Annotated in this window: 22 protein-coding genes; 14 read left to right on the forward strand and 8 right to left on the reverse strand. The window is 52.1% G+C overall.

Annotated features, from left to right (window positions below; all coding sequences use genetic code 11):
* Positions 1-2385: phosphoenolpyruvate carboxylase (ppc, locus tag ACTF5Z_RS04215; protein ID WP_438984617.1), on the reverse strand; the 2385-nt coding region annotated here is incomplete at its 3' end.
* 16 nt (positions 2386-2401) lie between these two features.
* Positions 2402-3250: a transcriptional regulator HexR gene (gene hexR / locus ACTF5Z_RS04220; RefSeq protein WP_423853629.1), complete on the reverse strand. Its 849-nt coding sequence runs from the start codon at positions 3248-3250 to the stop codon at positions 2402-2404.
* A gap of 223 nt (positions 3251-3473) precedes the next feature.
* Here hexR and gap point away from each other — a divergent pair, with 223 nt between their 5' ends.
* Positions 3474-4511 (forward strand): type I glyceraldehyde-3-phosphate dehydrogenase, encoded by a 1038-nt coding sequence (gene gap, locus ACTF5Z_RS04225; RefSeq protein ID WP_438984618.1) that lies wholly within the window; start codon positions 3474-3476, stop codon positions 4509-4511.
* 329 nt (positions 4512-4840) lie between these two features.
* Here the strand turns inward: gap and pgl are convergent, their stop codons facing one another.
* From pgl to edd, 5 genes are read right to left on the reverse strand one after another with little or no spacing between them, the layout of a single operon-like run.
* On the reverse strand, positions 4841-5539 hold the full coding sequence (gene pgl, locus ACTF5Z_RS04230) for a 6-phosphogluconolactonase (RefSeq protein ID WP_438984619.1): 699 nt from the start codon (positions 5537-5539) through the stop codon (positions 4841-4843).
* The gene (gene zwf, locus ACTF5Z_RS04235; RefSeq protein ID WP_423850329.1) at positions 5532-6980 is read right to left on the reverse strand and encodes a glucose-6-phosphate dehydrogenase; all 1449 of its coding nucleotides are present in this window, start codon (positions 6978-6980) and stop codon (positions 5532-5534) included. The genes pgl and zwf overlap by 8 nt, the downstream gene beginning before the upstream one ends.
* 19 nt (positions 6981-6999) lie before the next feature.
* Complete coding sequence (locus tag ACTF5Z_RS04240; RefSeq protein WP_423850330.1) at positions 7000-7644, reverse strand: bifunctional 4-hydroxy-2-oxoglutarate aldolase/2-dehydro-3-deoxy-phosphogluconate aldolase; 645 nt, start codon at positions 7642-7644, stop codon at positions 7000-7002.
* Positions 7641-8624, reverse strand: coding sequence for a glucokinase (glk, locus tag ACTF5Z_RS04245; RefSeq protein ID WP_438984620.1), 984 nt, complete (start codon positions 8622-8624; stop codon positions 7641-7643). Before glk ends, ACTF5Z_RS04240 begins: the two co-directional genes overlap by 4 nt.
* An 8-nt stretch (positions 8625-8632) precedes the next feature.
* Entirely contained in the window at positions 8633-10477 is a 1845-nt protein-coding gene (edd, locus tag ACTF5Z_RS04250; protein WP_423850332.1) for a phosphogluconate dehydratase, read from the reverse strand.
* Between the two features lie 192 nt (positions 10478-10669).
* Between edd and dinB the strand changes: the two genes are divergently transcribed.
* Positions 10670-11803, forward strand: a complete 1134-nt coding sequence (gene dinB / locus ACTF5Z_RS04255; RefSeq protein WP_438984621.1) for a DNA polymerase IV — start codon at positions 10670-10672, stop codon at positions 11801-11803.
* A 9-nt stretch (positions 11804-11812) separates the two neighbouring features.
* Here dinB and yghU read toward each other — a convergent pair whose 3' ends face one another.
* Positions 11813-12652 carry a glutathione-dependent disulfide-bond oxidoreductase gene (yghU, locus tag ACTF5Z_RS04260; RefSeq protein WP_438984622.1) on the reverse strand — a complete coding sequence of 280 codons (840 nt, stop codon included), beginning with the start codon at positions 12650-12652 and terminating at the stop codon, positions 11813-11815.
* A gap of 167 nt (positions 12653-12819) precedes the next feature.
* On the opposite strand from yghU, the gene ACTF5Z_RS04265 reads away from it, so the two are divergent.
* The 12 genes from ACTF5Z_RS04265 to ACTF5Z_RS04320 all read left to right on the forward strand — a co-directional run bounded on the left by ACTF5Z_RS04265 (position 12820) and on the right by ACTF5Z_RS04320 (position 24506).
* The gene (locus ACTF5Z_RS04265; protein WP_438984623.1) at positions 12820-14361 is read left to right on the forward strand and encodes an arylsulfatase; all 1542 of its coding nucleotides are present in this window, start codon (positions 12820-12822) and stop codon (positions 14359-14361) included.
* Between the two features lie 13 nt (positions 14362-14374).
* Positions 14375-15358: an AAA family ATPase gene (locus ACTF5Z_RS04270; RefSeq protein WP_438984624.1), complete on the forward strand. Its 984-nt coding sequence runs from the start codon at positions 14375-14377 to the stop codon at positions 15356-15358.
* Between the two features lie 91 nt (positions 15359-15449).
* Positions 15450-16292 carry a DUF58 domain-containing protein gene (locus ACTF5Z_RS04275; protein ID WP_438984625.1) on the forward strand — a complete coding sequence of 281 codons (843 nt, stop codon included), beginning with the start codon at positions 15450-15452 and terminating at the stop codon, positions 16290-16292.
* Position 16293: 1 nt separating this feature from the next.
* Complete coding sequence (locus ACTF5Z_RS04280; RefSeq protein WP_438984626.1) at positions 16294-16779, forward strand: DUF4381 domain-containing protein; 486 nt, start codon at positions 16294-16296, stop codon at positions 16777-16779.
* On the forward strand, positions 16769-17743 hold the full coding sequence (locus tag ACTF5Z_RS04285) for a vWA domain-containing protein (protein WP_438984627.1): 975 nt from the start codon (positions 16769-16771) through the stop codon (positions 17741-17743). The genes ACTF5Z_RS04280 and ACTF5Z_RS04285 overlap by 11 nt, the downstream gene beginning before the upstream one ends.
* Positions 17740-19257, forward strand: coding sequence for a hypothetical protein (locus tag ACTF5Z_RS04290; RefSeq protein WP_438984628.1), 1518 nt, complete (start codon positions 17740-17742; stop codon positions 19255-19257). Before ACTF5Z_RS04285 ends, ACTF5Z_RS04290 begins: the two co-directional genes overlap by 4 nt.
* A complete protein-coding gene (locus tag ACTF5Z_RS04295; RefSeq protein ID WP_438984629.1) occupies positions 19250-20233 on the forward strand; it encodes a hypothetical protein in 984 nt (327 codons plus the stop codon). The genes ACTF5Z_RS04290 and ACTF5Z_RS04295 overlap by 8 nt, the downstream gene beginning before the upstream one ends.
* A gap of 111 nt (positions 20234-20344) precedes the next feature.
* A complete protein-coding gene (locus ACTF5Z_RS04300; protein ID WP_438984630.1) occupies positions 20345-20773 on the forward strand; it encodes an MAPEG family protein in 429 nt (142 codons plus the stop codon).
* Positions 20774-20789: 16 nt separating this feature from the next.
* The gene (locus ACTF5Z_RS04305) at positions 20790-21740 is read left to right on the forward strand and encodes an alpha/beta hydrolase (RefSeq protein ID WP_438984631.1); all 951 of its coding nucleotides are present in this window, start codon (positions 20790-20792) and stop codon (positions 21738-21740) included.
* A 161-nt stretch (positions 21741-21901) separates the two neighbouring features.
* Positions 21902-22807 carry a hypothetical protein gene (locus tag ACTF5Z_RS04310; RefSeq protein WP_438984632.1) on the forward strand — a complete coding sequence of 302 codons (906 nt, stop codon included), beginning with the start codon at positions 21902-21904 and terminating at the stop codon, positions 22805-22807.
* 14 nt (positions 22808-22821) lie between these two features.
* A complete protein-coding gene (locus ACTF5Z_RS04315) occupies positions 22822-23673 on the forward strand; it encodes a DUF3667 domain-containing protein (RefSeq protein ID WP_438984633.1) in 852 nt (283 codons plus the stop codon).
* A gap of 44 nt (positions 23674-23717) precedes the next feature.
* Positions 23718-24506, forward strand: a complete 789-nt coding sequence (locus ACTF5Z_RS04320) for a crotonase/enoyl-CoA hydratase family protein (protein WP_438984634.1) — start codon at positions 23718-23720, stop codon at positions 24504-24506.
* Positions 24507-24514: the final 8 nt, after the last annotated feature.

The raw sequence follows: 24514 nt of genomic DNA on the forward strand, positions 1-24514 counted from the left end.
CCTCAACGCAATACCGAGCGACAAATAATCGGGACTGACTAGGGTGTCGTCGTAGTATTCGGCGATCAGCAGGTCAGCTTTGGCAAAGACCATTTCAAGCATCGAGATGCGTGTTCTAAAGAAAGGCCAGTCGGAAATCATTTGTTGAATGACGGATTGATGGCTAGGGTCTTTGATTGCCTCAGCAAGCGCCTGACCGGCGCCAAGCCACGCAGGCAGCAATAAACGGTTTTGTGACCAAGCAAAAATCCAGGGAATAGCGCGCAGAGTTTCGATGCCACCGCCCGAACGGCGTCGCGCTGGCCTCGATCCCAGTGGCAGATTCGCTAACTCTTGCTCTGGGGTGGCTTCTCGAAAGTACACTAAGAAGTCAGGGTTATGGCGCACGTAGTCACGGTAGTGCTGGCAAGACGCGTCGGCAAGCCTGTGCATCAGCTCTCGCCATTCTTGCTTGGGTTTTGGTGGTGGTGAAACGTTTGCCTGTAAAATTGCGCTGCTGTAAAGAGCAAGGGTGTTACCTGCAAGCGCAGGTAGGCCCAGTTTCGTTCGGATCATTTCACCTTGCTCGGTGACACGCAACCCCTGTGCTAATGAACCGGGTGGTTGCGACAAAAGAGCGGCTTGGGCGGGAGCTCCACCTCGCCCTATTGTGCCACCTCGGCCGTGAAATAGGGTCAGTGCAACACCCTTGGCTTGGCAGGTCTTAATGAGCGCTTCCTGCGCCTGATACTGAGCCCAAGAGGCAGCGAGAACCCCAGCATCTTTTGCCGAGTCGGAATATCCGATCATAACCATCATGTAGTGTTTGATGTAATCACAAAACCCTTCGAGTTCGAGTAGTTGTTGCACAACACTCTGGGCGTTTTGAAGATCGCTGAGCGTTTCAAATAAAGGCGCGACGGGCAGCATGCTTTGGCACCCAGCCTCTTTCATAAGTAGGTATACGCTTAAAACGTCAGACGCGGAGGAGGCCATCGATATCACATAGGCGCCGAAGGCCTCACGCGGGTGATTCGCGATGACTCGCGTCGTCTGCAACACTTCGCTGACTTCGTCGCTTCCGGTGAATGAGCGAGGAAGTAAAGGACGCGGATTGTTTAGCTCCTTTAGCAGGAATTCGCAGCGTTCAGACTCGCTCCATTGGTTATAGTCTCCCAGGCCGAGCGCCGCCACAATTTCGGCGATGGCTTGGCTATGACGCCCCGATTCTTGACGAATGTCTAATGTGACTAAGTGTGGACCGAACGCGTGAACTCGTCGAATGACATCGAGCAGCAAGCCTTTTGCGATGATGCTCATGCCGCACTCGTGCAGCGAAGCGTAAGTGAGTTCGAGCGGTGCCAAGACCTGTGCTTTAGTGAGTGGGATTGGTGCCGCTTTGTCATCTTTGATCGCGTGCATTAGGCCAGTTCTCTGTGTTTCCAACAGATCGCGCAAAGGCCGCAATAAGCTGCGATAAGGCTCGTGTGCGTCGCCCACGTGATCGCGTACACTTTGATTACACTCGGTAACCGAGAGTTCTTCAATCAAGGTATTTAAGTCGTGGCTGAGTAAATCGGCGGCCTGCCACTGACTTAAAAGTAGCGTTTCTTGCGTGATGGCTGCCGTGACATTGGGGTTGCCGTCACGGTCGCCGCCCATCCAGCTGGAAAATTTTACCGGCGTCCAATCGAGCTTTGCCTCTGCTAAATTAAGCTGTTGGCGCATGACGTCGAGCTCTCGTAAGAAGTCTGGAACGGCTTGCCATAGGCTGCGTTCAACCACCGCATAACCGCCTTTGGCTTCGTCAATCGGCGAGGGGCGATTCACGCGGAAATCACGGCTGTACCAAATTTGAGTGATTAACGAGCGCAAGCGGGCGACAATTTTGACTTGCTTACTCGGAGTGTCCTCATGCTCTAGCATGCCCAAGCACTGATCGATTTCGGCATATTTGTTGATCATCGTGCGCCGAATAATTTCGGTAGGGTGGGCGGTCAAGACCAAATCGATCTTTAGGTTGTCGAGAGCGTCCTCCAGCGCTTGCTGGCTGGCATTGATCGTCTGCAATTTGCTTACGGCTTCGCGCAGTATCGCCGCAGGATTTTGGCCGTGGTCATGGCTGGTAGAATGGTGCTGGTCGGCAATGTTAGCCAAGGTCAGAAATTGGCCAAAAGCACGCGCAACGCCCAAGGCTTTTTCATTAGAAATGGGCGATAGTAGATGCTGCAGATCTTCAAAGTCGTTTTTTGCGCGCGCGGATTTTGACAAACGTCGAATGGCTTCGATTGTTTCGTAAAATGCTTCTCCCTCGGCTTCGGAGATAATTTCTCCTAGCAATCGCCCCAGCAATTTAACATGTTTACGCAGGGGTTCGGTATTTGCTGAGGTGTTTGCTGGCGACATAGAGTGACCTTTGTGGTTAATCCTGACTGAGGCGCGTGGGTTTAAGACTGTTTTTGATACGGGCAAGGTGCGGCAAAAATTCCTCACCTTTGCGGAGCGTGACACCGGTGGCCAGTACGTCCAATACCACAAGGTGCACAATCCGAGAGGTCATCGGTAGATATTCATCGGTATCCTCTGGCACATCCAGCTCCAGGGCCCATTGGCAGGTCTGCGATAGGGCAGAATTGGGTGCCGTAAGGCCCACGACGGTCGCACCATTTTCACGAGCCAATTGTGCCGTCTCGATTAACGTTTTTGTGCGGCCGGTGTGGGAAATGCAGAAAAATAAGTCCCCGACGCCGCCGGCCGATGCCAGCATGCGTTGCATAAGCGGGTCGTGATGAGACGATACCGGGGTGTTGAACCGAAAGAACTTGTATTCTGCGTCGGTTGCCACTGCTGCGGAGGTTCCCAAGCCAAAAAAGTATATGCGACGGGCTTGGACTAACTGATCGACCACTCGAGCGACCAAGGCTGGATTGATGCTATCGCGCACCAAGCTAAGTGCATGAATCGAATTGTTAAAGATTTTCGGCGTAAATTCGTCTGATGAGTCTTCGAGCTCCACGGCGGAGGAAACGTAGCGAACCCCTGACACTAACGATTTAGCGAGCTTTAATTTGAAGTCGGGAAATCCGCCCGCGCCAAAACGCTTGCAGAATCTGTTCACGCTGGGTTCGCTGACCTTTGCCTTGGCCGCCAGCGTAGCGATTGACGACTGAGTAGAGGCCTCAGGGTCATCAAGAATCACTGCCGCAACCTTCTTCTCTGATTTGTTCAGATTCGGTAACGCGGTGGATATTGTCGCGAGTAAATTTTCCATGGAGGTGTCTCTTTATCGGCCCTGCCGCTTGCGGGTATCAGTTCTTCTACTATCTGCTCGTTACAAAGTTACATTTTTAAGCCTTCTTATACACTATAAAACAGTTTTTTTGCAAAAATTACGCGTTTTTTCGTAATAAAAAGAAAAAAATATTGACTGAGCTCGGGGTTGGGGGCAGTATTTGTGTAACAAAACTACATTTTAACGGTTTTTGGGAGGCAGCATGATTAAGATTGCGATCAACGGATACGGTCGAATTGGACGAAATATCTTGCGCGCTTATTACGAGCGGCCAGGGCTTCGTGAAAGCATGACAATCGTTGCGATCAACGATCTGGGCGATGCTGAAATGAACGCGCATCTCACTCGGTTTGATACCGCACACGGACGATTTGGCTTCCCAGTTCAAGTGGTCGATTCCCACCTCGTTATTGACGGTGACCGTATCAAGGTATGCTCAGAGCGTGATCCCAGTCAGTTGCCTTGGAAGTCACTTGAAGTTGATGTGGTGTTTGAATGCACCGGTATTTTTCGCCATCGTGCTGATTTGCAAAAACACATTGACGCGGGAGCCAAGCGCGTCATTCTGTCTGCACCGGGCGATGATCTAGATGCCACGATCGTCTACGGCATCAACCACGATACCATTAAGCCGTCGGATACAATTATCTCGAATGCTTCTTGCACAACCAATTGTCTGGCACCTTTGGTGGCTCCTTTGCATCAAGCGGTTGGTATTGAGCAGGGCTTTATGACCACGGTCCATGCGTACACTAACGATCAATCGTTAAGCGATGCGTACCATTCAGATCCATTCCGCGCTCGTGCTGCTGCGCAGTCAATGATTCCAACCAAAACAGGCGCCGCAGCTGCGATTGGTTTAGTCGTTCCTGAGCTCAACGGTCGTCTTGACGGGATGGCGGTTCGGGTCCCAACATTAAATGTATCTCTGGTTGACTTAACCTTCGTCGCAACGCGTGATACCACCGCGGAAGAGATCAATTCGATTATGAAGCAGGCGGCCGATGCAGACGGCTACGGCGTGCTTAGCTACAACGCACAACCTCTGGTGTCGATCGACTTTAACCACACCAACTTCTCAAGCAACTTCGATTCTAATCACACTCGTGTTGATGGTCGTTTGGTAAAAGTGCTGGCATGGTATGACAACGAGTGGGGCTTCTCGAATCGTATGCTGGATAACGCACTGGTGTTTGCGGCTTCAGCGAGTAATGGCAAGGATACCAGCCAAGCCGCGTAAGTTTTTTTAAGGTACCCATGTTGAGTCCTGTCTGTCTTGGTACCTTGTAGGGGAGCGTCTGCTCCCCTTTTTTTATTCCCATCGCCGCATCGGCCTCGGATTTTCAAATCTTGGTATGTCGTTAGCGCAAGGACTCGTGATTTGTTTTGCGAACACTCAGTGCGCTGCTTTGACTGAGCGCGACTGGCGAGGTTGTCGGCGAAAATGTTTGAGCGCGAGGCGATAGACGAGTGCGAGTTTTTGAGCCGTCGCCATTAGCGCGAAGGAAGCGTGCGTGAGCAAAATAAATCGCGAGGTTGTGCGCGGCGGGCGGTACTTCAAAAATGGACTCAGTCGGCGTAGTACACCTGCAACGGTGTCTGCTGCTGCAGCGCAACCGCTCTGATGGGCATATCTGACGCGTGACTTTCTGCCGCAATCGCCTGTTCAAATACCTCGGCCTTATTGGTTCCGGTGATGTGAAGCAGCAGGTTGCGCGTTCGAAGCAAGCGGGCTAGCGTCATGCTGATGCGCGCATGCGGTGCAGTGGTAGGATGCACCGCAATCAGGGCATGTGGGCTTTGCGGATCAAGCCCCTGAGTTAGAGCGGGTGTATTCGGAAAAAGCGAGGCCGTATGAGCATCGCCGCCCATTCCCAAAATGACAAGGTCGAAGGTGGGCAGGGCACTGAATTTCGCGTCCAGTGTTGCCGCGCCTATCTCGGGCGTATCATCGCCTGAATACAGCGATGCAAATTGCGCGCTTGTGGCCGCGTTCTGTAATAAGTTCTCATAAACCAAGGCTTCGTTGCTGTCGGCGTGATCTGGCGCGACCCAACGCTCGTCAGCAAGAGTGACCGTAACTTTGGACCAATCCAATGACTGGTTTTGACTGAGTGCCTGGAAAAAACCCATGGGTGTACTCCCGCCCGATACGACGAGGTAGCCGTGACCGCGCGTCTCGATAGCCTCTGCCAGCGTTTGTGCTGCGAACCTTGCCAGCTCTTGGTCTAGAGTCGCACGAGAGTCAAATCGGTTCCATTCATTCATGCCAGCTACGTCCGTCTTTTTCAATCAGCAACTCTGCTTTTGCGGGGCCCCAGGAGCCAGCGTGATACTGTTTTGCTTGGATGTTTTGTAATTGGCAAGCGCGAATGAGTGTGTCGCACCAGCGCCAGCTTTCTTCAATCTCTGAGCGGCCAACGAACAACGATTGGTCGCCATTTATGGCGTCTAAGAAGAGACGTTCGTAAGCATCTGGAATGCGGTTCATCTCGGACGACCCCAAGAAATCAAGATTTAGGTCGTGGGTGACGAGGCCGAGCTTGTCTTTAAGCGTCTGTTTTTTTGCCACCATTTTCATTTCGATGCCCTCATTGGGCTGTAGACGAATTACCAATGAGTTTGGGATGTTGTCGCCACCTGAAAAAATGTTGTGCGGTAGTTTTTTATAGGTAATGACAATTTCGGTCATCTTTTCAGGCAGACGTTTTCCGGTTCGCAAATAGAACGGCACGCCGGCCCATCGCCAGTTGTCAATGTGTGCTTTGATCGCGACAAAGGTCTCGGTATCTGATTCTGGATTGGTGCAGCCTTCTTCTTCGGTATAGCTCGGCACGCTCAGGCCTTGGCTCCAGCCTTGGCCGTATTGCCCTCGAACAACGTGATCGGCGACCGTATCCACATCGATAGGACGAAGAGCTTTTACGATCTTCACTTTTTCGTCGCGGATACTTTCAGCGGACATAGAGTTGGGTGGTTCCATTGCCACCAAGCATAGGAGCTGCATCAAGTGGTTTTGTACCATGTCTCGCAATTGACCTACCTTGTCATAGTAGGACCAACGGCCTTCAATACCGACAGTTTCAGCGACTGTGATTTGTACGTGGTCAATACAGCTTTGATCCCATTGCGCGTTAATAAAACGGTTTGCAAAGCGCAATACCAGCAGGTTTTGTACGGTTTCTTTACCCAGATAATGATCAATGCGATAAATTGAGCCTTCTGGGAAGTAGCGCCCAACGGTTTCGTTTACCTTCTCTGAACTTGCTAGGTCTTCACCAATGGGCTTTTCTAAGACGATGCGACAATCGCCGGTCAGGCAGTCTGCACTGGATAGATTATCGCATATTGGCGCGAACAGGCTCGGTGGCGTAGCCAAATAGAACAAGCTGACTCGCGTATCGTCCAGCCATTTTGATAAGGTGTTCAGGTTTTTCGCGTCGCTGAAATCCGCTTTGATATAGGTAAAGTAGCTCGCGAACTTCGTCCATCGCTCTTCCGACCAATGTGTGTGATTGATTGCAGATTGCATGCGCTCTTTTAATCTTGATAAAAACGCATCGGTCTGAACGTCATCGCGCGCGACTGCCGCAATGCGAAACGACTCGGGCAGTAGCTCGCAGCCACTCAAATGGTACAACGCTGGAAATAATTTACGAGCGGACAAGTCGCCGCTGGCGCCAAAAATAATCAGATCTGTCGGTTGCATGGCCGATCTCCTTGTTAGTCTAGGCTGCAGCGACGATATCGCTGGCGAGGACTACGGCTTCGGCCGCCAATTGTCGAATGGCGTCCCAGTTTTTGGATTGAATCGCATGTTTTGGTGTGATCCATGAGCCGCCCACGGCAATGACGGCGGGTAAGCTAAGATAGTCTTTCAAATTGTTGGGCGAGATTCCGCCTGTTGGACAAAACTTTACATGCGGGAAGGGGCCCGAATAGGCTTTTAAAGCCTTGGCGCCGCCGTTGGCCTCAGCTGGGAAAAACTTTAAAATTTCGTAGCCTGCATCCATCGCTGCGATCATTTCTGAGGCGCTCGATACACCCGGAAGTAGTGGTAGGGCGGTTTCTTTCGCTGCATCAAAAATCGATTGGCTAGAGCCCGGTGATACGATGAATTGTGCTCCTCGATCCCTACAGGCTCTCAGTTGGTCACCGTTGCATACGGTGCCCGCACCGACGATGGCGTTAGGTACCGCTTTGGCAATGCGTTCAATGGCTTCTAAAGCACAGTCGGTGCGCAGAGTGATTTCCAAGGCCGGCAGACCGCCGGCGACAAGTGCCTCGGCCATAGGGATGGCTGTGTCGAGATCGTCGATAACCAGTACCGGAACGACAGGCGCAGCCGTGATGAAGTCGTAATTAATGCTCATGAATTCTCCAGAATGTTCAGGCGCTCGGCAGCGCCAAGCAAGCCTAGGTGATCTTTAGTGATGACTCTAAGGACAATAGGTTGTAAATAGGATTTGAAACGGCCTTTGGCCTCAAAGCGAGCGCGGAAGTCGCTGTTTCGCAAGAGTTCTGGATAGCGTGGCGTGATGCCTCCAGCGATATATACGCCACCCATAGCGCCAAGCGTCAGGGCGAGATTGCCCGCGGTTGATCCTAAGATAGCAAAGAATGCATTCATGGCTGACAGGGCCAAACTGTCGCTGCCATCATTCGCCGCTTGCGCTATCGCCGCAGCGCTATCGAATTTTGCTTCCCGGCCCTTGATATTGGCAATGGCCTCATAAATGTTGATGATTCCCGCACCCGACAATAATCGTTCGATCGATACGCGCTCAAAACGTTTCTGTAGCTCCGTCAAGATTGAGATTTCGAGCGGTGTGACCGGTGCAAAGTCGGCATGTCCACCTTCTCCACCGACAACGCTGTAGCCTGAATCCGGGCTGGGTATTAATGAGGCAACCCCTAAGCCTGTGCCCGGGCCCAAGACGATAATGGGTTTGTCGACAGTGGCAGAGTGGCCACCGATTTCAATGTAATCAGAGCTTTTCAAGCTTGGGATTGCGTAGGCGACCGCGGCGAAGTCATTAATAACAACGAGCGCGGCGCCACCGAGTTGGTGGCTGATATCGGATTTTTGGAAGCGCCACGAGCTGTTGGTGAACTGAATAATTTCATTATCGGGTACGCAGGCTACTGCCAGGCATGCAAACCTAGGCAGTTTTTCATGTTGCGTTAAGCTATCGATTTCGTTCAAGAATTGTGCCAGCGCATCCTCAAATTTCGGGTAGTCGGCAACCGCGTAGCTGTGGGTAATTTCGAGTTGCTGAGTCCGGCGACAAAACACACCAAAGCGGGCGTTCGTCCCTCCGATATCGGCGACTAAATTCCAGTCTTTCATCATGATAGGCCCTATTTAGTAGCGCTCTGTAACGCGTTGAGTGCCGTGGCTTCGTCAAACAAGAACGTAGCGCCCGTTTCCGCACTGCTCAACAAGGCACGGGTCGTGGCGAATAAATCACGGCCGCAGTTGTCGTCCTCGACTGGCGCCGGCGCTTGAATTCGTTGGCTGAATTCTAGCTCATCAATATGAACTTGCAACGTGCCCTTAGTCGCGTCAACCTCGATCAGATCGCCGTCTTGGATTCGACCGATCCAGCCTCCGCTCGCGGCTTCAGGCGAAACGTGTATGGCGGCGGGGACTTTGCCTGAAGCTCCCGACATGCGTCCATCCGTGACCAAGGCAACCGCAAAGCCTTTGTCTTGTAAAACGCCCAAAAAGGGTGTGAGTTTGTGTAGTTCAGGCATGCCATTGGCCTTTGGGCCCTGATAGCGAACCACGACCACACAATCTTTGTTCAGTTCACCTGCTTTAAATCGAGCCTCGAGGGCATGTTGACTGTCAAATACCACAGCTGGTGCCTTGACGATGCGGTGTTCAGGGGCCACAGCAGAGATTTTGATGACAGCTCGACCGATGTTGCCATCGAGCTGACGCAGTCCGCCCTCGGGGTCAAACGGTTTTGCAACTGAGCCTATGACCGAATCATCCAGACTTGTTTTGGGGGCAGGTGACCACTGTATTTGGCCGTGCTCGAATTTTGGCTCGACACAGAAGTCGGCAAAGTTCTCGCCCCAGGTAGTCAGAGCGTCGCCATGCATCAACCCATTCGATAGCAGTTCGGTGAACAGAGCGCCAGTGCCCCCAGCAGCGTGAAAATGATTGATATCAGCGGATCCGTTTGGGTAAACCTTGGCCAGAAGAGGTGTGACGCGAGACAGTTTGTCCATGTCTTCCCAGCTGATGATAATGCCAGCGGCTCTCGCCATAGCGATTAGGTGTATCGTGTGGTTAGTTGACCCACCGGAGGCGAGCAAAGCAACGATACCATTAACAACGGCACGCTCATCGACAACTCTACCCAGCGGACGGAAGTTTGAAGATTTGCCAGAGATTTTGGTGATGTGCTGAGCTGTGTAGCGTGTCAGGGCGTCTCTTAACTCAGTGCCTGGGTTTACAAAAGAGCTTCCGGGCAATTGTAGCCCCATAGCTTCAAGGACCATTTGATTGCTGTTCGCCGTGCCGTAGAAGGTGCAGGTGCCCGCCGAGTGGTAGGATGCTGACTCTGCTTCTAACAATGCGTCGCGACCGACCTCACCTTGGGCGTAGAGTTGTCGGATTCGCAGTTTTTCTTTATTGGCAAGACCTGTGGGCATTGGGCCTGCAGGTACAAACATTGCTGGCAAGTGGCCGAATCGTAGTGCGCCGATTAGCAGTCCCGGCACGATCTTATCGCAGATTCCCAATAGCAGCGCGGCGTCAAACATTTGATGTGATAGAGCCACAGCAGTGGATTGAGCAATATGATCTCGGCTGAGCAGACTCAGCTCCATTCCCGCCTGTCCCTGCGTGACACCATCGCACATCGCAGGTGTCGCGCCTGCGACTTGACCGGTTGACCCGAGCTCACGCAAGGCCTCTTTGATGATTTCGGGATACCCTTGATAGGGCTGGTGGGCGCTCAGCATATCGTTGTAAGCGGTGACAATGCCTACGTTGACAGAGTCCATGAGTTTCAGGGTTTGTTTGTCAGATTCCTGGCAGGCCGCAAAACCGTGAGCTAGATTGCCACAGCTTAGGCGCGCACGATCCGGCGTCTCGTTGGCGTCGCGGTCCAAACGATCCAAATAATTTTGGCGCAGAGCTTTGCTGCGTTCGCGTATTTGGGCAGTAACTTGTTCTAGGACAGGATGCATGCTCTATATTCCTTTCAGTATTGTTGTAATAAAAGCACAAAATATGGGTTGTTTTCCAGTGGAATTACGCAATTAATGTAGTTTTTTTACAAATTTGACCCCAATTTCTCTACGGTCGGCGGTTGAAAATTCAGCTGAACCAAGTCCCACAAGGGTTTATCCTATGGATTGTTTTCAACGTGATGTGTAAGTTTGTCTGACGTATCTAACCCTTCGCCGCGCAAGATTATTCACGTCGACATGGACGCGTTTTATGCGAGTGTCGAACAGCGCGATAATCCAGAGCTCCGGGGCAAACCCATTGCCGTGGGCGGTGCTCGGTTGCGCGGTGTCGTAGCGGCGGCGAGTTATGAGGCGCGTGAGTTTGGCGTTAAATCGGCAATGCCCTCGGTTACCGCCCAGCGTTTGTGTCCTGATTTGATCTTTGTCAAAGCACGATTTGATGTGTACCGAAGTGTGTCGGCCCAGATACGCGAGATATTTTCGCGATATACAGATGTCATCGAGCCCCTTTCTTTGGATGAGGCTTACCTTGACGTGACTCAGGATAAACGCGGCGTCGGCTCCGCAGTGAAAATTGCTCACATGATTCGAAAATCCATATACGAGGAGCTGAACCTCACTGCGAGCGCCGGTATCAGTTACAACAAGTTTATTGCGAAGATCGCGTCAGACCAGAATAAGCCTAATGGTCAGTGTGTGGTGTTGCCCGATGAGGGCGAGGCTTTTGTTGGGCAGTTGCCCGTGCGTCGCTTTTATGGGGTGGGTCCCAAAACCGCTGAGAAGATGGCTCGCCTTAATCTTCAAACAGGTGCTGACATTCGAGCTTGTAGCTTGGCTTTTCTAGCCGAAAATTTCGGTAGTTCTGCTGACTATTTGTATAAAGCCTCACGCGGAGTCGATCATCGACCCGTGCGTCCAAATCGCATCCGGAAATCGGTGGGGGCGGAACGCACTTACCCAGAGGATTTGAGTCAGCTCGACATTCTTCAAGAGGCCGTGGTTTCGATTGCTGAAGAAGTTTGGATGCGCAGTCAAAAGAACGGCTGTCAGGGTAAAACTGCGACCCTGAAAATTAAGTTCAATGATTTTCAGCAAATTACGCGAGCTATGAGTTTAGACCACTTGTTTGGGTCGGAGGCAGAGCTGCGAGAAGTGCTGCTTGGCTTGCTGCAAAAAGAGTGGCCATTACGTCGGCCAGTTAGATTGGTTGGAGCACAGCTGTCTGGATTGGTGCACCAAGCTCGGCAGGTTGCTGCGAGTGGTGCGGACACTGTATCGGACGCTTCGGTTGCTCACCCGACACAGTATCCTTTGGGTTTTTAGCACCGAGGTCTAGTCGAGGTCCGCCGCACTGTGGCGTTCGTAGCAGCGCTGATCTTCGTCGCCCCAGATGGTGTTGACGCGCTTGCCGCGTTGCACCGCTGGGCGAGAATCGATTAAGCGCGCCCAGCGCTCAACGTTTTTGTAACTAGCCACATCCAAAAACTCTTGTGCGGAGTACAGGTTGCCGATGACTAGCATGCCGTACCATGGGAAGGTCGCGATGTCCGCAATGGTGTAGTCGTCGCCGGCCAAGTAGGTTCGTGTGGCTAGGTTTTGGTCTAGGACGTCTAGCTGCCGTTTGACTTCCATGGCGTAACGATTGATTGGGTACTCGTATTTTTCAGGCGCGTAGGCATAGAAATGACCAAAACCTCCGCCCAGAAATGCGGTGCTGGCCATCTGCCAGAATAGCCACGAGAGCGTTTCGGCTCGAGCGCCAGCTTCAGTCGGCAAAAAGTGACCAAACTTTTCGGCAAGATACATGATGATGGAGCCTGATTCGAAGACGCGGGTGGGTGGGGTGGTGCTGGTATCTAGCAAGGCGGGAATCTTCGAGTTGGGATTGATATTAACAAAGCCACTAGAGAATTGGTCGCCTTCTAGGATGTTAATCATCCATGCATCGTATTCTGCTTCTGTGACGCCCAGTGCCAGCAGCTCTTCTAGCATAATGGTCACTTTTTGACCGTTGGGGGTGCCGACTGAATGTAGCTGCAACGGATGCTCGCCACGAGGCAGCTCTTTATCGTGCGTTGCGCCTGCCACGGGACGATTGATTTGGGCAAAGCGGCCGCCATTGCCTTGGTCCCAAGTCCAAACTTTAGGCGGGATGTAGGTGTCTTGACTCATAGGTTCCTCTGCTGTGTGGTGGAATCGTATTTCGGTTCAATCAGCTCAAAAAAAACTCGAACAGGCATGTTAACAGCTGTTACATTACATGGGTGGCGTAGTCCGCGCCAGTGTTTGCTCGCGAGACACACCACACGAAAACGATAACAGCTGATAAGGGATACATTATGCGAGGATTGAATCGGCGACTTGCTTTAAGTTTAGCGCTGCTGATGAGTGTGTGCGCAAGCGCCATGGCTCAAACCAAACAGCCCAATATTTTGGTGATCTGGGGTGACGACGTTGGGATTTGGAACCTGAGCACCTACAACATGGGGATGATGGGCTATCGAACCCCCAATATTGATCGTATCGCCAACGAAGGGATGAAATTTACCGATTACTACGGCGAGCAAAGCTGCACCGCAGGGCGTTCGGCTTTTATCACTGGGCAGAGTCCGATACGAACGGGTTTGACCAAGGTGGGCATTCCCGGTGCTGATTTAGGTATTCAGAATGAAGACGTAACCCTTGGCGCTGTGATGCAAGACCAAGGCTACGTCACGGCGCATTTTGGCAAAAACCACCTAGGCGACAAAGACAAATTTTTACCTACTAATCATGGCTTTGATGAGTTTTTTGGAAACCTGTATCACCTAAATGCAGAGGAGGAGCCCGAAAATCCAGATTACCCGCAAGATCCAGAGTTCCAGAAGCGTTTCGCGCCACGCGGAGTCATTCGTAGCTTCGCCGATGGCCGAGTGGAAGATTCTGGACCGCTGACCAAAAAGCGGATGGAGACTGTTGACGAGGAATTCTTGGATGCGTCCCTGAATTTTATTGATCGCGCGCATGAGCAAGAGAAGCCTTTCTTTGTATGGTTTAACTCCACGCGCATGCATTACTACACCCACACCGCCGAAAAAGAGCTTGGGTTGTCGGGGCAGGGCTTTTACAACGACGCCATGGTGGGTCACGACATGTTGGTGGGGCAGCTGCTGAATAAGCTGGACGAGCTTGGCATCGCCGATAACACCATCGTGATTTACACCACGGATAACGGTCCGCACTACAATATGTGGCCAGACGCAGCGATCACGCCTTTCCGTGGTGAGAAAAACACCAACTGGGAGGGTGGTTTTCGTGTTCCTGCGATGATTCGCTGGCCTGGTAAAATTCAACCCGGCACCATCAGCAATGAAGTGATGTCCCACTTAGATTGGTTTCCAACATTGGCTAATGCAGCGGGTCGCCCCGGTGTCGTCCAAGAACTGCGTCAGGGTACTCGTGTGACGGGCAAACCCTACAAGGTGCATCTCGATGGTTTTGATTTTACCGATCACCTAACCGGTAAAAGTGAGAGGGGCGCGCGCAAAACCTTCTTCTACTGGAGCGACGATGGCGACTTGATGGCTATGCGTGTGGGCGACTGGAAAGCTTTGTTCGCCGAGCAGCGCGCCGCACAGTTCGATGTTTGGCGCGAACCTTTTGTGCAACTGCGTATACCGAAACTGTATCACTTGAGACGCGACCCTTTTGAGCGCGCCGACGTCGATAGTAACAACTACAACGATTGGTGGAACCGCCGCGCTGGGCCGCAATTGTCTATTGCGAGGGTGGAGCTAACGAAGTTCCTGATGACCTTTCAAGAGTTTCCTCAGCGTCAGCGACCAGCGTCATTCACGGTGGATCAGGTGCTGGAGAAATTGTTCAGCGAAAGTCGGCAGTAAACACGGGTTGACTATGACGGATCCGATTGCACCAACAGCACAGGCGGATATTGCATCCGCCTTTTGCGATCTTATCGAGCAACTTTCGACAGAGGTCGTTGGGCAGAGTGAGGTTATACGCGGACTCGTGTTGGCGTTGTTGTGCGACGGACATGTATTAGTCGAAGGGCCGCCGGGAACGGGCAAAACGCGTGCAGTAAAAACCATGGCGCGACATTTAGCAGCCGGCTTTGGGCGTATACAGTTCACCCCAGATCTGCTACCCGCGGACCTTACGGGGTCGGACGTCTACACTGCAGATCGCGAACTTGTGTTTCAGCAAGGCCCCATATTCAACCATTTGATCCTGGCGGATGAAATTAATCGCGCGCCTGCGCGTGTTCAATCTGCTCTGCTCGAGGCAATGGAAGAAAAACAGGTCACGGTTGGGACGCACACCTATGCCCTGCCACACCCATTTTTGGTGATGGCCACGCAAAATAGCTTGGATCAAGAGGGGACTTATCCTCTGCCTGAGGCACAACTTGATCGATTTTTAATGAAGCTCACGGTGGATTACCCCTCGCGGGAAGCAGACTTGAGCATCTTGAAGCTGCAGCAGGCCGAAGAGCAACGCGGACTACCCCATGAAGCTCTGGTTGGTCTGGATCAAGTGACCAAAGCGCGCGAGCAAATCAGCCAAGTCAGGGTGTCAGATGCGATCGAGCAATACATCGTTGATGTGGTTCAGGCGACTCGGCATCCCGAGCAATATTCTGAGCAGTTGGCCGCTTGGTTAAGGCATGGTGTCAGTGCTCGAGCGATACTCTCTCTGCATCGTGTGGCCAGAGCCAGCGCTTGGTTAAAGGGGCGTGACTACGTGGTGCCCGAAGACGTCAAAGAATATCTGGCACCTTGTTTAGCCCATCGGCTAAGCTTAAGTTATGAAGCCTTGGCGAACTCCGTGACCACCCGAGACCTGATCGAGGCCTTGAGCGAGCATGTTGTCGCACGCTGATTCAGACCAACTTGAGCCCCGTGTCTATACCTCTTACCGTCGCTTAATTAATTTGCATGCCGCAGGTTTGCATGCCGCGGGGTGCAGGGCCGTGGAATCTACTAGACCGCAAACGGGTATAAGCCGGAGTCAGAGCTTGGGGCGAGGTGTTGAGTTTGCCGAGCTCAAGGCCTATCAGCCTGGTGATGACACCCGTCACATCGATTGGCGAGCCACTGCGCGAACGGGTACGCCTTGGGTGCGAGTGTTTGAATCTGACCAGCAAAAGGTCGTGACCTGCATTGTTGATCAGACGAGTGACTTACTGTTTGGCTCAAGGGTATTCACCAAGGCATTAGTGGCGGCGGAATTGGCGGCCGTGTGTTGTTGGGATCACCTTGCCTTGGGATATAACATTCGTTTGTTGTTGCAGACGGAGCAGGGCTTAGAGTTAGCGGGAATTGCCACGAATACCTCAGAATTGAGGGCCTGTCTTCGCGCTCTTGCAGATCATAACCAAGCGCTTCGCGCCTTTGGGCAGGGTTCGCCCAGAGACGACGAAAAAGTGGTGATTGATCAATTAGCTCGTCAGACTCAAAGGCAGGATATTTATTGGTTTAGCTCATCGACTCAATGGTATTCATCCTCGGCAAAAGCGCTAGCAATGCTGGGCCGTCTGCACGACGTTAACTTGGTGCTCGTTGACGATCCTTTGGATATCGACATCGGTCGTATGAGAGGACTTGATATGCTCGGACGTGCTGGGCACTGTTTACAGACAAGTCTGCGTACTCACGCTGATTTAGCCGCTGCAGGCCAGCGTTTAATGAGTGATATACAAGCCCTGATCAGAGAGATTAAGAGTATGGGTGTTGTGGTGTATCAAGCAGATAACTGCCACGATATTCGGCTTCAGTATCACTCGCACCGCGGCTTCGGGCGCTTCGAGGCCTAGAATGTTCCAGCCTAACAGCGCGTTGGCGCCATTTAATGAACCAGAGATAATTCTCACTATTAGTCACTGGCCACAAAGTTGGGGCTGGTATTGTCTGTTAGCTGCCGGGGTGATTTGGAGTTTGGCCAAACTTCGAACACACCTAAAACGTTGGTGGCGCAATCGATATCGACGTGAGGCCTTGCGACGCTTAGACGGCATTGTAAGACAGCCCGTTGAAAAGCGACTATCGGCAGCCCATGAGCTTCTCAAAATCGTATCAGTCTATGTGTATGGTCGCCCAGTGACGGCCAAATTGGCAGACACTGATTGGTTCGATTTGCTCAATGCCGCGGTAGCTACACCTGTGTTTTCAGAAGAGTTGCAGTCATCTTTGCATCGCGCTCTGTATGGCGACAAAGCGTTGAGCGAAGCGGAGCTTCAGGCTTATCTCGAGGCGATCGCATTGTGGCTAAAAATGCACTGTCGGGAGCGTGATGATGGTTGAATTTAGCCATCCATGGTGGCTGCTGGCGCTGGTGTTGATACCGGTGTTGCCTCACTTACCAGCGTGGAGCAAGGTGCACGACACCTTGTGGTTTCCAGCCACCGACCGAGCGATTCAGAGTTTGCCCAACATAAAGGCCGTTCGCAAACTGTCGGCTTGGTTTTATGCCCAGGTGTGGTTGGGATTGGCCTTGTTAATCGTGGGTCTGGCCAACCCTGTCTATACTGTAAAGGAACAGTTTAAAGGTTTGGCTGGACGCGACATCATGTTGGTGTTGGATACTTCTCAGTCCATGGAAATAGCGGACATCGAAAGTCAGTCTGGCCAGACAGTGGCCTTATCGCGTTTAGACGCCGTGAAGCAAGGAGTGATGTCATTACTGGATGCATCACAGGGAAATAGAATTGGATTGATTGCCTTTGGTGAACAATCGTTTGTGATGAGTGATCTAACAGCCTACGGTGATACTGTTCGCTATATGGTCTCTCAGCTTGAGACTGGCTTTGCCGGTGATAGTACCCGACTTGGTGATGGTGTTGGGTATGCCGTGTCACTTTTGGCAGATGTTGACTCTGAGCGTGCTCTGGTGGTGTTGATCACGGATGGCAACGACACCGGCAGTGATTTACCTCCCGTTGAAGCCGCACGTTTAGCTAAAGCCCTGGATGTGAAACTCTACGTGGCCGCAGTAGGGGCGATCGTGAGTACAGACCGCGAACCCATTGATGAAGCTTTGTTACGGCGTTTGGCTGAGCGCACAGGTGGAGAGTTTTTTCGTATCGCCCAGGTCAGTGATTTCGATGCGATGTGGCAGACCTTGGAAGATCTAGAACCCAAGCAAGAGCGAGTCAGCGAGCGCGTCAAACGCATACCCTTGAGCTGGATTGCGTGGGTGGCCAGTTTCTGGCTTTTCGTATTCGCAGCGTTTTGGGCGACACGTCCTCAGGTAGGGGAAGAGCGATGAATACGCTTGAACTTTGGTTTGTGCGACCTTGGGCGCTTATTGGCATTGGGCCGATTCTCTTGTTGTGGTGGCATTTACGCGCCGTCGCGGGATCGAATCCCGCCAACTTGTTGCCTAAAGTTTTGGCCGATGTGCTCGTTCGTCGCTCGTCTTTGGGTGGCGGGCGTTGGATTCGAATGACTGTGGCGTCGCTCTTGCTGAGCATTGTATTTGCCGTAGCAGATCCCCTGCTGCCGGCTACTGAGGGAGATAAGCGCTTCTCTGATAGCACTTGGCTCATCGCGATTGATCTTAGTGACGACTTCGTAGGAGATCAGCAGGCTTTGCAAACCTTGCACGCTCAGGTAGACGCGTTGATACAACAAAAAAGTGCCGCCGCGGTTGGCATGCTGGCGTTCGCGGGAAGTGCCCACTGGGTCTTGCCTCCTACCCAAGATGACAATCTATTAAGACGCTACGTGTACAGTTTGGATAGTACTTTGATGCCCTTGCAGGGTTTACAGCTTGCTCCTTTGGCAAGAGCATTGGGTGAGATACCGATAGGCGGTGACTTTACGCCGGTTGTTTTGGTGACCTCTTCTGGGGGCTTAAACACCCTCAAGCAGCAGATTAACCAGTGGGAAGCGCTCGAACATCCTCTGGTCACGATGGATTGGTCGAATCCGGGTAGCGTTGACTCCACCTTGCGGCGTTTGGAGCGCTTGCATTTGGGGTTTGCCAAAGACCAAGGGCAGGCCATCGGGAGTTGGTTTGCTGTTGTCGCTTTGCTCTTGGCTTTTTTTGTGTATCGAGATCAGTGGCACAAAGCCGTAGTGGCCAGTCTGGTTTTGGTTTGGGTCTCTGTACCTGCACCTAGGGTCGAGGCCGCGCCTGACGAGATTGGGGCAAAGCGGGCAGTAGACGCAGAAGAAATACCGCCACCTCTAAGTCTGCTACTCGATATGTGGTTAACGCGCGACCAGCAAGCTTATTGGTTGCTACGATGGGGGGAAAATCTCGCCGCGTCGCAACGATTTGAGTCTACATTGGGGCGAGGCCTGGCCCTGTATAGGATGAGTCGCTTTAGGCAAGCGGCGACTGAGCTGAAAGCCCTTGATACTTTTGAAGCAAAGTTTTTGGAAGGCAACGCCTGGGCACACAGTCGAGATTATCGACAGGCTCTTTTGGCCTATGATGAGGCTTTGCTGCTGGAGCCCGATCATCCAGAGGTTTTGCACAACATCCAGCAAATTCAAGCCTTACTCAAACTCGCCGCCGAGCAGGGCGAATCGCAACAAGCCGATATGGGGGATGTTGTGACCTTTGAGACTGAGCAGGCGCAGGATGAGGAGGCAAGTATTAGTGATCAAGAGCTCGTTATGTTAGAGACAATCGAAGCCGAGCGTTTATTGTCAGACCCTGAAGCACTCAAGCGCTGGCGCGCCAGGGTCGAATCCAGTCCGCAGCGATTTTTGGCGAATCGGTTTCGTCAGGAGTGGTTAGAGCAACAGCGCAAGGATACACCCAATGACTAAGTGGGTTCGTCGTGGTGTCTCTGGGGTATTTTTAGGTATTCTGCTGATTGCCAGTTTCAATGCCTTAAGCGGCGAGGCTCAGCTCGAGGTGCGCGTTGTTGATGAGTATCCCCTAGTGTCGGGCCAAATTGTTACGGTTGAGCTTAGCTTGCGTAGTGAATCGCCGATTGTTGGTGCCGCTAAATTCGCTCTACCAGAGCTCGAGTTTGGCGTCTGGTTAGAGCAGTCGCGAACCAGCTATAACGGTTTTGCCTTGAGTGATGGTCGACGAGTTCCCACTCTGGTAACCAGCTATGCTGTGTGGCTTCAAAAAGTTGGACGGTTTCAATTACCAGAGGTGCAGGTGACAGCGCCAGTGCTAATCGATGGGGCGAAAAGCTACCTGGAAGCGACAGCACGGGGACTGTCTTTATCGATTCAATACCCACAGCTAGACCCTCAGGCAAGGGATTTCTTAGTGGCGGATGAAGCTCAAATTTCATCGTCTTTAGAGTTACCGACGGCGCTTCACGCTGGGCAGATCATCGAGCAGACCTTAACGATCAGGGCGCAGGGTGCATTGCCGGTGAGCTTCCCCGACGTAGATGTTATACCCTCTAGGGCATACAAAGTGGATCGGCTTCCTGTTGACAGTTCCGTTGACTACACACGCGGTGTGGTCAGTTCGACGCAGGTAGTGACACTGCGGTACACATTTCTTGAGAGTGGTAGGCAAATGATTCCGAGTTATTCCCTTGACTGGTGGAATACGGACTTACATCAGTTTCAAACGTTGCGTTCCAAACCCTACGAGATCCAAGTGAACGCTTCAGATGTGGTGGATGACGGATCAAGTAGCAAGGTGGCGCCGTTTTGGCTGTGGGGTATCTTGCCGGGTTTGGTGTTGGCTTGGACTGTAGTGAACTACTGGAGGCCCATGCTCATCGCCTGTAAGCGGCTCAGAAGTCCCGTTTTGCCGGAGCGATTAAATCCCTAACGTCGCGCCTGTTGCCTGTTGCCTGTTGCCTGTTGCCTGTGCTGGGTACTGGTAATTTTTTGGCGACTCAGGCACTCTCTAGAGCCTTCAAATAACCACTAAGGAATAGCTATGTCTTCTCCGATTCTTGCGCCCGCCGCGGTGCTAATTGCTTGGTCTATGATTATGTGGGGGTGGCTGTTAGTTACCCGCATTGGGTCATTCAAAGCGGCTGGCGTTGATCTAAAAACCGCCAAAAAAGGTGCTCGTGGCTCAGATTTAGAGGCTGTTTTGCCGCCTGAGGTGATGTGGAAATCGCACAATTATAACCACTTAATGGAACAGCCCACCTTATTTTACGCCGTGGTCATCATTTTAGCACTCGCCGGGTATGGCGAAGGACTGAATGCGCAACTCGCATGGGGATATACGGTACTGCGCATCGCGCACAGTTTGTGGCAAGCTACTATCAATACGGTGCCTGTGCGATTTTTACTTTTTTTGCTGTCTAGCCTATGTCTCATTGCGCTGAGCCTTCACGCGGTAATGGCCACCTTATAACTCACACGAGGTTTTTATGTCGTATAAACATCTAGTTCACCCATCACTTGAGACGATGACTTCTCCGGAAATGGCTTTTGAGATAAATGCTGAGACGCTGCAAACGATGCGCGATCAGCGTTCACAAGCGATAGGTCTTGAATTCGTTCAAGATTTGCCCGTGAGTTCCGAGACGGTATTTACGACTTTGAATGACGGGCATGAATTGAAGTTGGTGATCTATCAGCCGGCTGCTAGGAGCGCCGAACTACTGCCCGTCGTGTACCATATGCATGGTGGTGGCATGGTCATGGGCACGCCCGAGATGATGGAAGTGCGCAATAAACTTCTCGTGAATAAGCTCGGTATTGCTGTCGTGAGTGTCGATTATCGCTTGGCGCCTGAGCACGCTCACCCGATACCTGTTGAAGACTGCTATGCCGGTTATCAATGGACTGTGGCCAATGCGCAAGCTCGAGGGTTTGACGCATCACGAATCGTGTCGATGGGAGAGAGTGCTGGCGGCGGATTGGCGGCCGCTTTAAGCTTGTTGTTACGAGACCGCGGTGACCGCTCGCTCTTGGGGCAATATCTGATATACCCAATGCTTGACGATCGGACAGCCTCGACGGTGGAACCTGCGCCTCCGGTCGGCGAATTTATTTGGACGCGCGCCTCCAATCGTTTCGGTTGGGGTGCTTTGCTTGGTCATGAACCCGGAGGCGAAGGGGTGTCTCCGTACGCTGCACCCGCGCGAGCCGCAGACGTGTCGGGCTTACCCACGACGTTTATGTACACCGGGGCCCTAGATTTGTTTATGGAGGAAGACCTCGAGTACGCGAAGCGGTTAATGTGCGCAGGCGTGCCCACCGAGTTGCACGTTTACCAGGGTGCGATTCATGCTTTCGAGATGCTGCTAACGGGTCCGATTGCTGAGCAGGCATCGACGGATATTCAAAGAAGTTTGCGAGCTTTGCTGCAACTATAGGTGAATGCTTGGGTCTGTCTTGCCGGAGTTATGATAAAAGACAGCCCCTATTGCTTTCGCCACACTCTTGGGATGCCGCAGTAGTCTAGGTTTTATTTGCATTCGCAGGCGAGCGTGCTAGTCTGAGCATATTCGAAAATAATAATATTTAGGGTATTCTTATGATTTACGCACACCTGCGACGTGTTTTTCTCTGTCTTGTTTTAATTTCTTCCGCGGCCAGCCAAGCCGCAGATCGATACAAGCCCTTTGTGCTCGCCTATACCTCTGATGCCGCTTTTGAGGACGTCGTTAGTGAGGTGAAATCAAAGCTCCAAAGCGCTGGCTTTGAGTTACTGACTGATTATCGACCTTACGATGGCGCATCGGCGCTGGTGGTGTCTTCGAGCGACTTAAAAGCACTTTCTAATGAGAGCAAGCTCAGTGGTTTTGCTGCTACGCTGCGAGTGGGGGTGAACCAAGTTGAGGATGGCGTGCAGGTAAGCTATCTCAATCCGGAGTATTTGGGAAAGGCCTATCGAATTGAGTCGGATATGGGCACTTACACTCAGGCGCTTGCTGCTACCCTAGGTGAGGGCGAGGCGTTTGGCTCCAGAAAAGGGTTGACTGAAAAAAAACTACGCAAATACCACTACACCTTCGGTATGGAGTATTTCGATGATCCCTATGTGCTGGGTGTGTTTAGCTCGCAGCAAGAGGCCTTAGATGCCGTCAGAACTGGGCTTGCGAATAACACGGTGGGTGTGTCATCTTTGTATGAAGTGACGCTCGATCGCGCGAATAGTGCGCTTTTTGGAGTCTCCATGGTAGGCGAGGGCGAGGATGACAAGTACCACGACGACGCTTACCAAATGAGTATTGTGGATTTTAAAGAGCACAAATCTTCGGCATACTTACCCTATCAGGTGTTGGTTGTTGACGGCGAAGTCCTTGCCCTGCACATGCGCTTTAGAATGGCGGTGCATTTCCCAGACTTGAGCATGATGGGTAAACACAGCTTTATGACTTTGATGCCAAGTCCTAAAGCCATTCATGGCGCGTTAACAGCCGCCGTTAACGGAGAGTAGTTGCTGGAGGGTACGTGACACAATGCCAAAATTGTAAGGCGCAACTGTCCGGACCCTACTGTGCTCAGTGCGGTCAAAAGCACAACCTGAACATACCTTCGGTGCTGAATTTTTTGGGCGAATTTACCGAAGCCTTCACTCACGCGGACTCGCGCCTTTGGCGCACGCTCTGGCTGCTGTTGGTTCGCCCCGGCGAATTACCCAAGCGCTATTTCGCGGGCCAGCGAGCTCAGTTCTTACCTCCTTTGCGGCTGTATTTGCTCATTACCATAGGTTTTTTTTTACTGCTCTCTATCGACGCGCGCATGGGTGATACTAATGTCGATACGCCACTCATTGAAGTTAGGGCAGAGGAGGCTGCTGACGCTGCGGCGATCGAGCAAGGGAAACCGTGTGACGTGCAGTACAGCGGTCCAGCTAAAGACTATTTGCTGCCCAAAATACAGAGGGCCTGCGAGCAAGCGCTTAACGACAATGGCGAGTCATTATCGCAGCGCTTTATCGCCAATGTGCCCAAAGGTATGTTCGTGCTCATGCCCCTCTTCGCTGCGACCATGATGCTTTGGTACTGGCGACCAAGGCGCTATTTTATGGAACATTTAATCTTGCAGGTGTCGAACCACAGCGCGATGTTCTTGGTAGGCTCGATGGTTGTTAGCCTTGAGTGGGTCCTACCTGTTGTATTGCACGGTCCACTCGAGCTCGCGTTGTTACCTTACGGGCTGTTTTATTGCGTCACAAGTCTGAGGGTGTACTACCAGCAATCACCGGCCTTGTCGTGGTTTAAATTTGGGTCTTTGATGCTAGTCTATGGATTGCTGTTGATCTTGGTTTTGGTCACGACGGGTATTGCCTCTATCATTTAAAGCTAAACGCAAATAACAAGTTCATCATAACGACAAGGATAAGCATGAGTAGCGAAGGTTCAATCAGCACTGAAGTGCGCGGTAATGTCTTTTTAATTGGCCTCAATCGACCAGAAAAATACAATGGTTATACGCCTACTATGGCAAAGCAATTGGTCGAGGCGTTTACCCGCCTTGATGAAGACGACAGTCTTTGGGTGGGCTTGATTCACGCCCATGGCGACCATTTTACTGCAGGGTTGGATTTACCTAAGTGGACGAACGCGATGGAGGACTCCACTGGTGTCAGTCGCCCGAGAGAAGGTTGTGACCCCGTTGCGTTAGGACGAGCGTGCAAAAAGCCGGTAATTACGGCCGTAAAAGGTATTACTTACACTTTTGGTATTGAGCTCGCTTTGGCGGGTGATATTGTCATCGCCGCCGATAACGCTCGATTTTCCCAGCTAGAACCTGCTCGGGGTATTCATGCAACGGGTGGCGCGACGTTCCGTTTTGTGGAGCGCGCCGGTTGGGGTAACGCTATGTACCACTTGCTCACCAGCGATGTGTTTGACGCCGCCGAGGCGCTCCGAATTGGCCTAGTTCAAGAGGTCGTGCCCCTAGGGCAAGAGTTTGATCGAGCGCTCGAACTGGCTCAACACATTGCCACAACACAAGCACCACTGGCTGTTCAAGCCACCAAAGCTAGTGCGCGCCGGTTCTTAAATGAGGGCGTGCAAGCTTGTATTGATGCGCTTGACCCTGTGCAAGCAAAGTTGATGCAAAGCCAAGACTCCATCGAGGGCGTGCAAAGCTTCATTGAGCGCCGTCAAGCGAAGTTTCAAGGCAAATAATTTCTTTG

The sequence above is a fragment of the Aequoribacter sp. genome (genome assembly GCF_965659035.1).
Taxonomy (GTDB): Bacteria; Pseudomonadota; Gammaproteobacteria; order Pseudomonadales; family Halieaceae; genus Aequoribacter.

Coding starts and splice junctions, on each gene's coding strand:
- ACTF5Z_RS04280 (WP_438984626.1), top strand. CDS start 16,294: ATGTTCCAGCCTAACAGCGCGTTGGCGCCATTTAATGAACCAGAGATA.
- ACTF5Z_RS04240 (WP_423850330.1), bottom strand. CDS start 7,644: ATGAGCATTAATTACGACTTCATCACGGCTGCGCCTGTCGTTCCGGTA.
- ACTF5Z_RS04265 (WP_438984623.1), top strand. CDS start 12,820: ATGCGAGGATTGAATCGGCGACTTGCTTTAAGTTTAGCGCTGCTGATG.
- ACTF5Z_RS04295 (WP_438984629.1), top strand. CDS start 19,250: ATGACTAAGTGGGTTCGTCGTGGTGTCTCTGGGGTATTTTTAGGTATT.
- ACTF5Z_RS04285 (WP_438984627.1), top strand. CDS start 16,769: ATGATGGTTGAATTTAGCCATCCATGGTGGCTGCTGGCGCTGGTGTTG.
- edd (WP_423850332.1), bottom strand. CDS start 10,477: ATGCATCCTGTCCTAGAACAAGTTACTGCCCAAATACGCGAACGCAGC.
- glk (WP_438984620.1), bottom strand. CDS start 8,624: ATGATGAAAGACTGGAATTTAGTCGCCGATATCGGAGGGACGAACGCC.
- ACTF5Z_RS04300 (WP_438984630.1), top strand. CDS start 20,345: ATGTCTTCTCCGATTCTTGCGCCCGCCGCGGTGCTAATTGCTTGGTCT.
- ACTF5Z_RS04305 (WP_438984631.1), top strand. CDS start 20,790: ATGTCGTATAAACATCTAGTTCACCCATCACTTGAGACGATGACTTCT.
- ACTF5Z_RS04320 (WP_438984634.1), top strand. CDS start 23,718: ATGAGTAGCGAAGGTTCAATCAGCACTGAAGTGCGCGGTAATGTCTTT.
- yghU (WP_438984622.1), bottom strand. CDS start 12,652: ATGAGTCAAGACACCTACATCCCGCCTAAAGTTTGGACTTGGGACCAA.
- gap (WP_438984618.1), top strand. CDS start 3,474: ATGATTAAGATTGCGATCAACGGATACGGTCGAATTGGACGAAATATC.
- hexR (WP_423853629.1), bottom strand. CDS start 3,250: ATGGAAAATTTACTCGCGACAATATCCACCGCGTTACCGAATCTGAAC.
- ACTF5Z_RS04310 (WP_438984632.1), top strand. CDS start 21,902: ATGATTTACGCACACCTGCGACGTGTTTTTCTCTGTCTTGTTTTAATT.
- ACTF5Z_RS04270 (WP_438984624.1), top strand. CDS start 14,375: ATGACGGATCCGATTGCACCAACAGCACAGGCGGATATTGCATCCGCC.
- ACTF5Z_RS04290 (WP_438984628.1), top strand. CDS start 17,740: ATGAATACGCTTGAACTTTGGTTTGTGCGACCTTGGGCGCTTATTGGC.
- pgl (WP_438984619.1), bottom strand. CDS start 5,539: ATGAATGAATGGAACCGATTTGACTCTCGTGCGACTCTAGACCAAGAG.
- zwf (WP_423850329.1), bottom strand. CDS start 6,980: ATGCAACCGACAGATCTGATTATTTTTGGCGCCAGCGGCGACTTGTCC.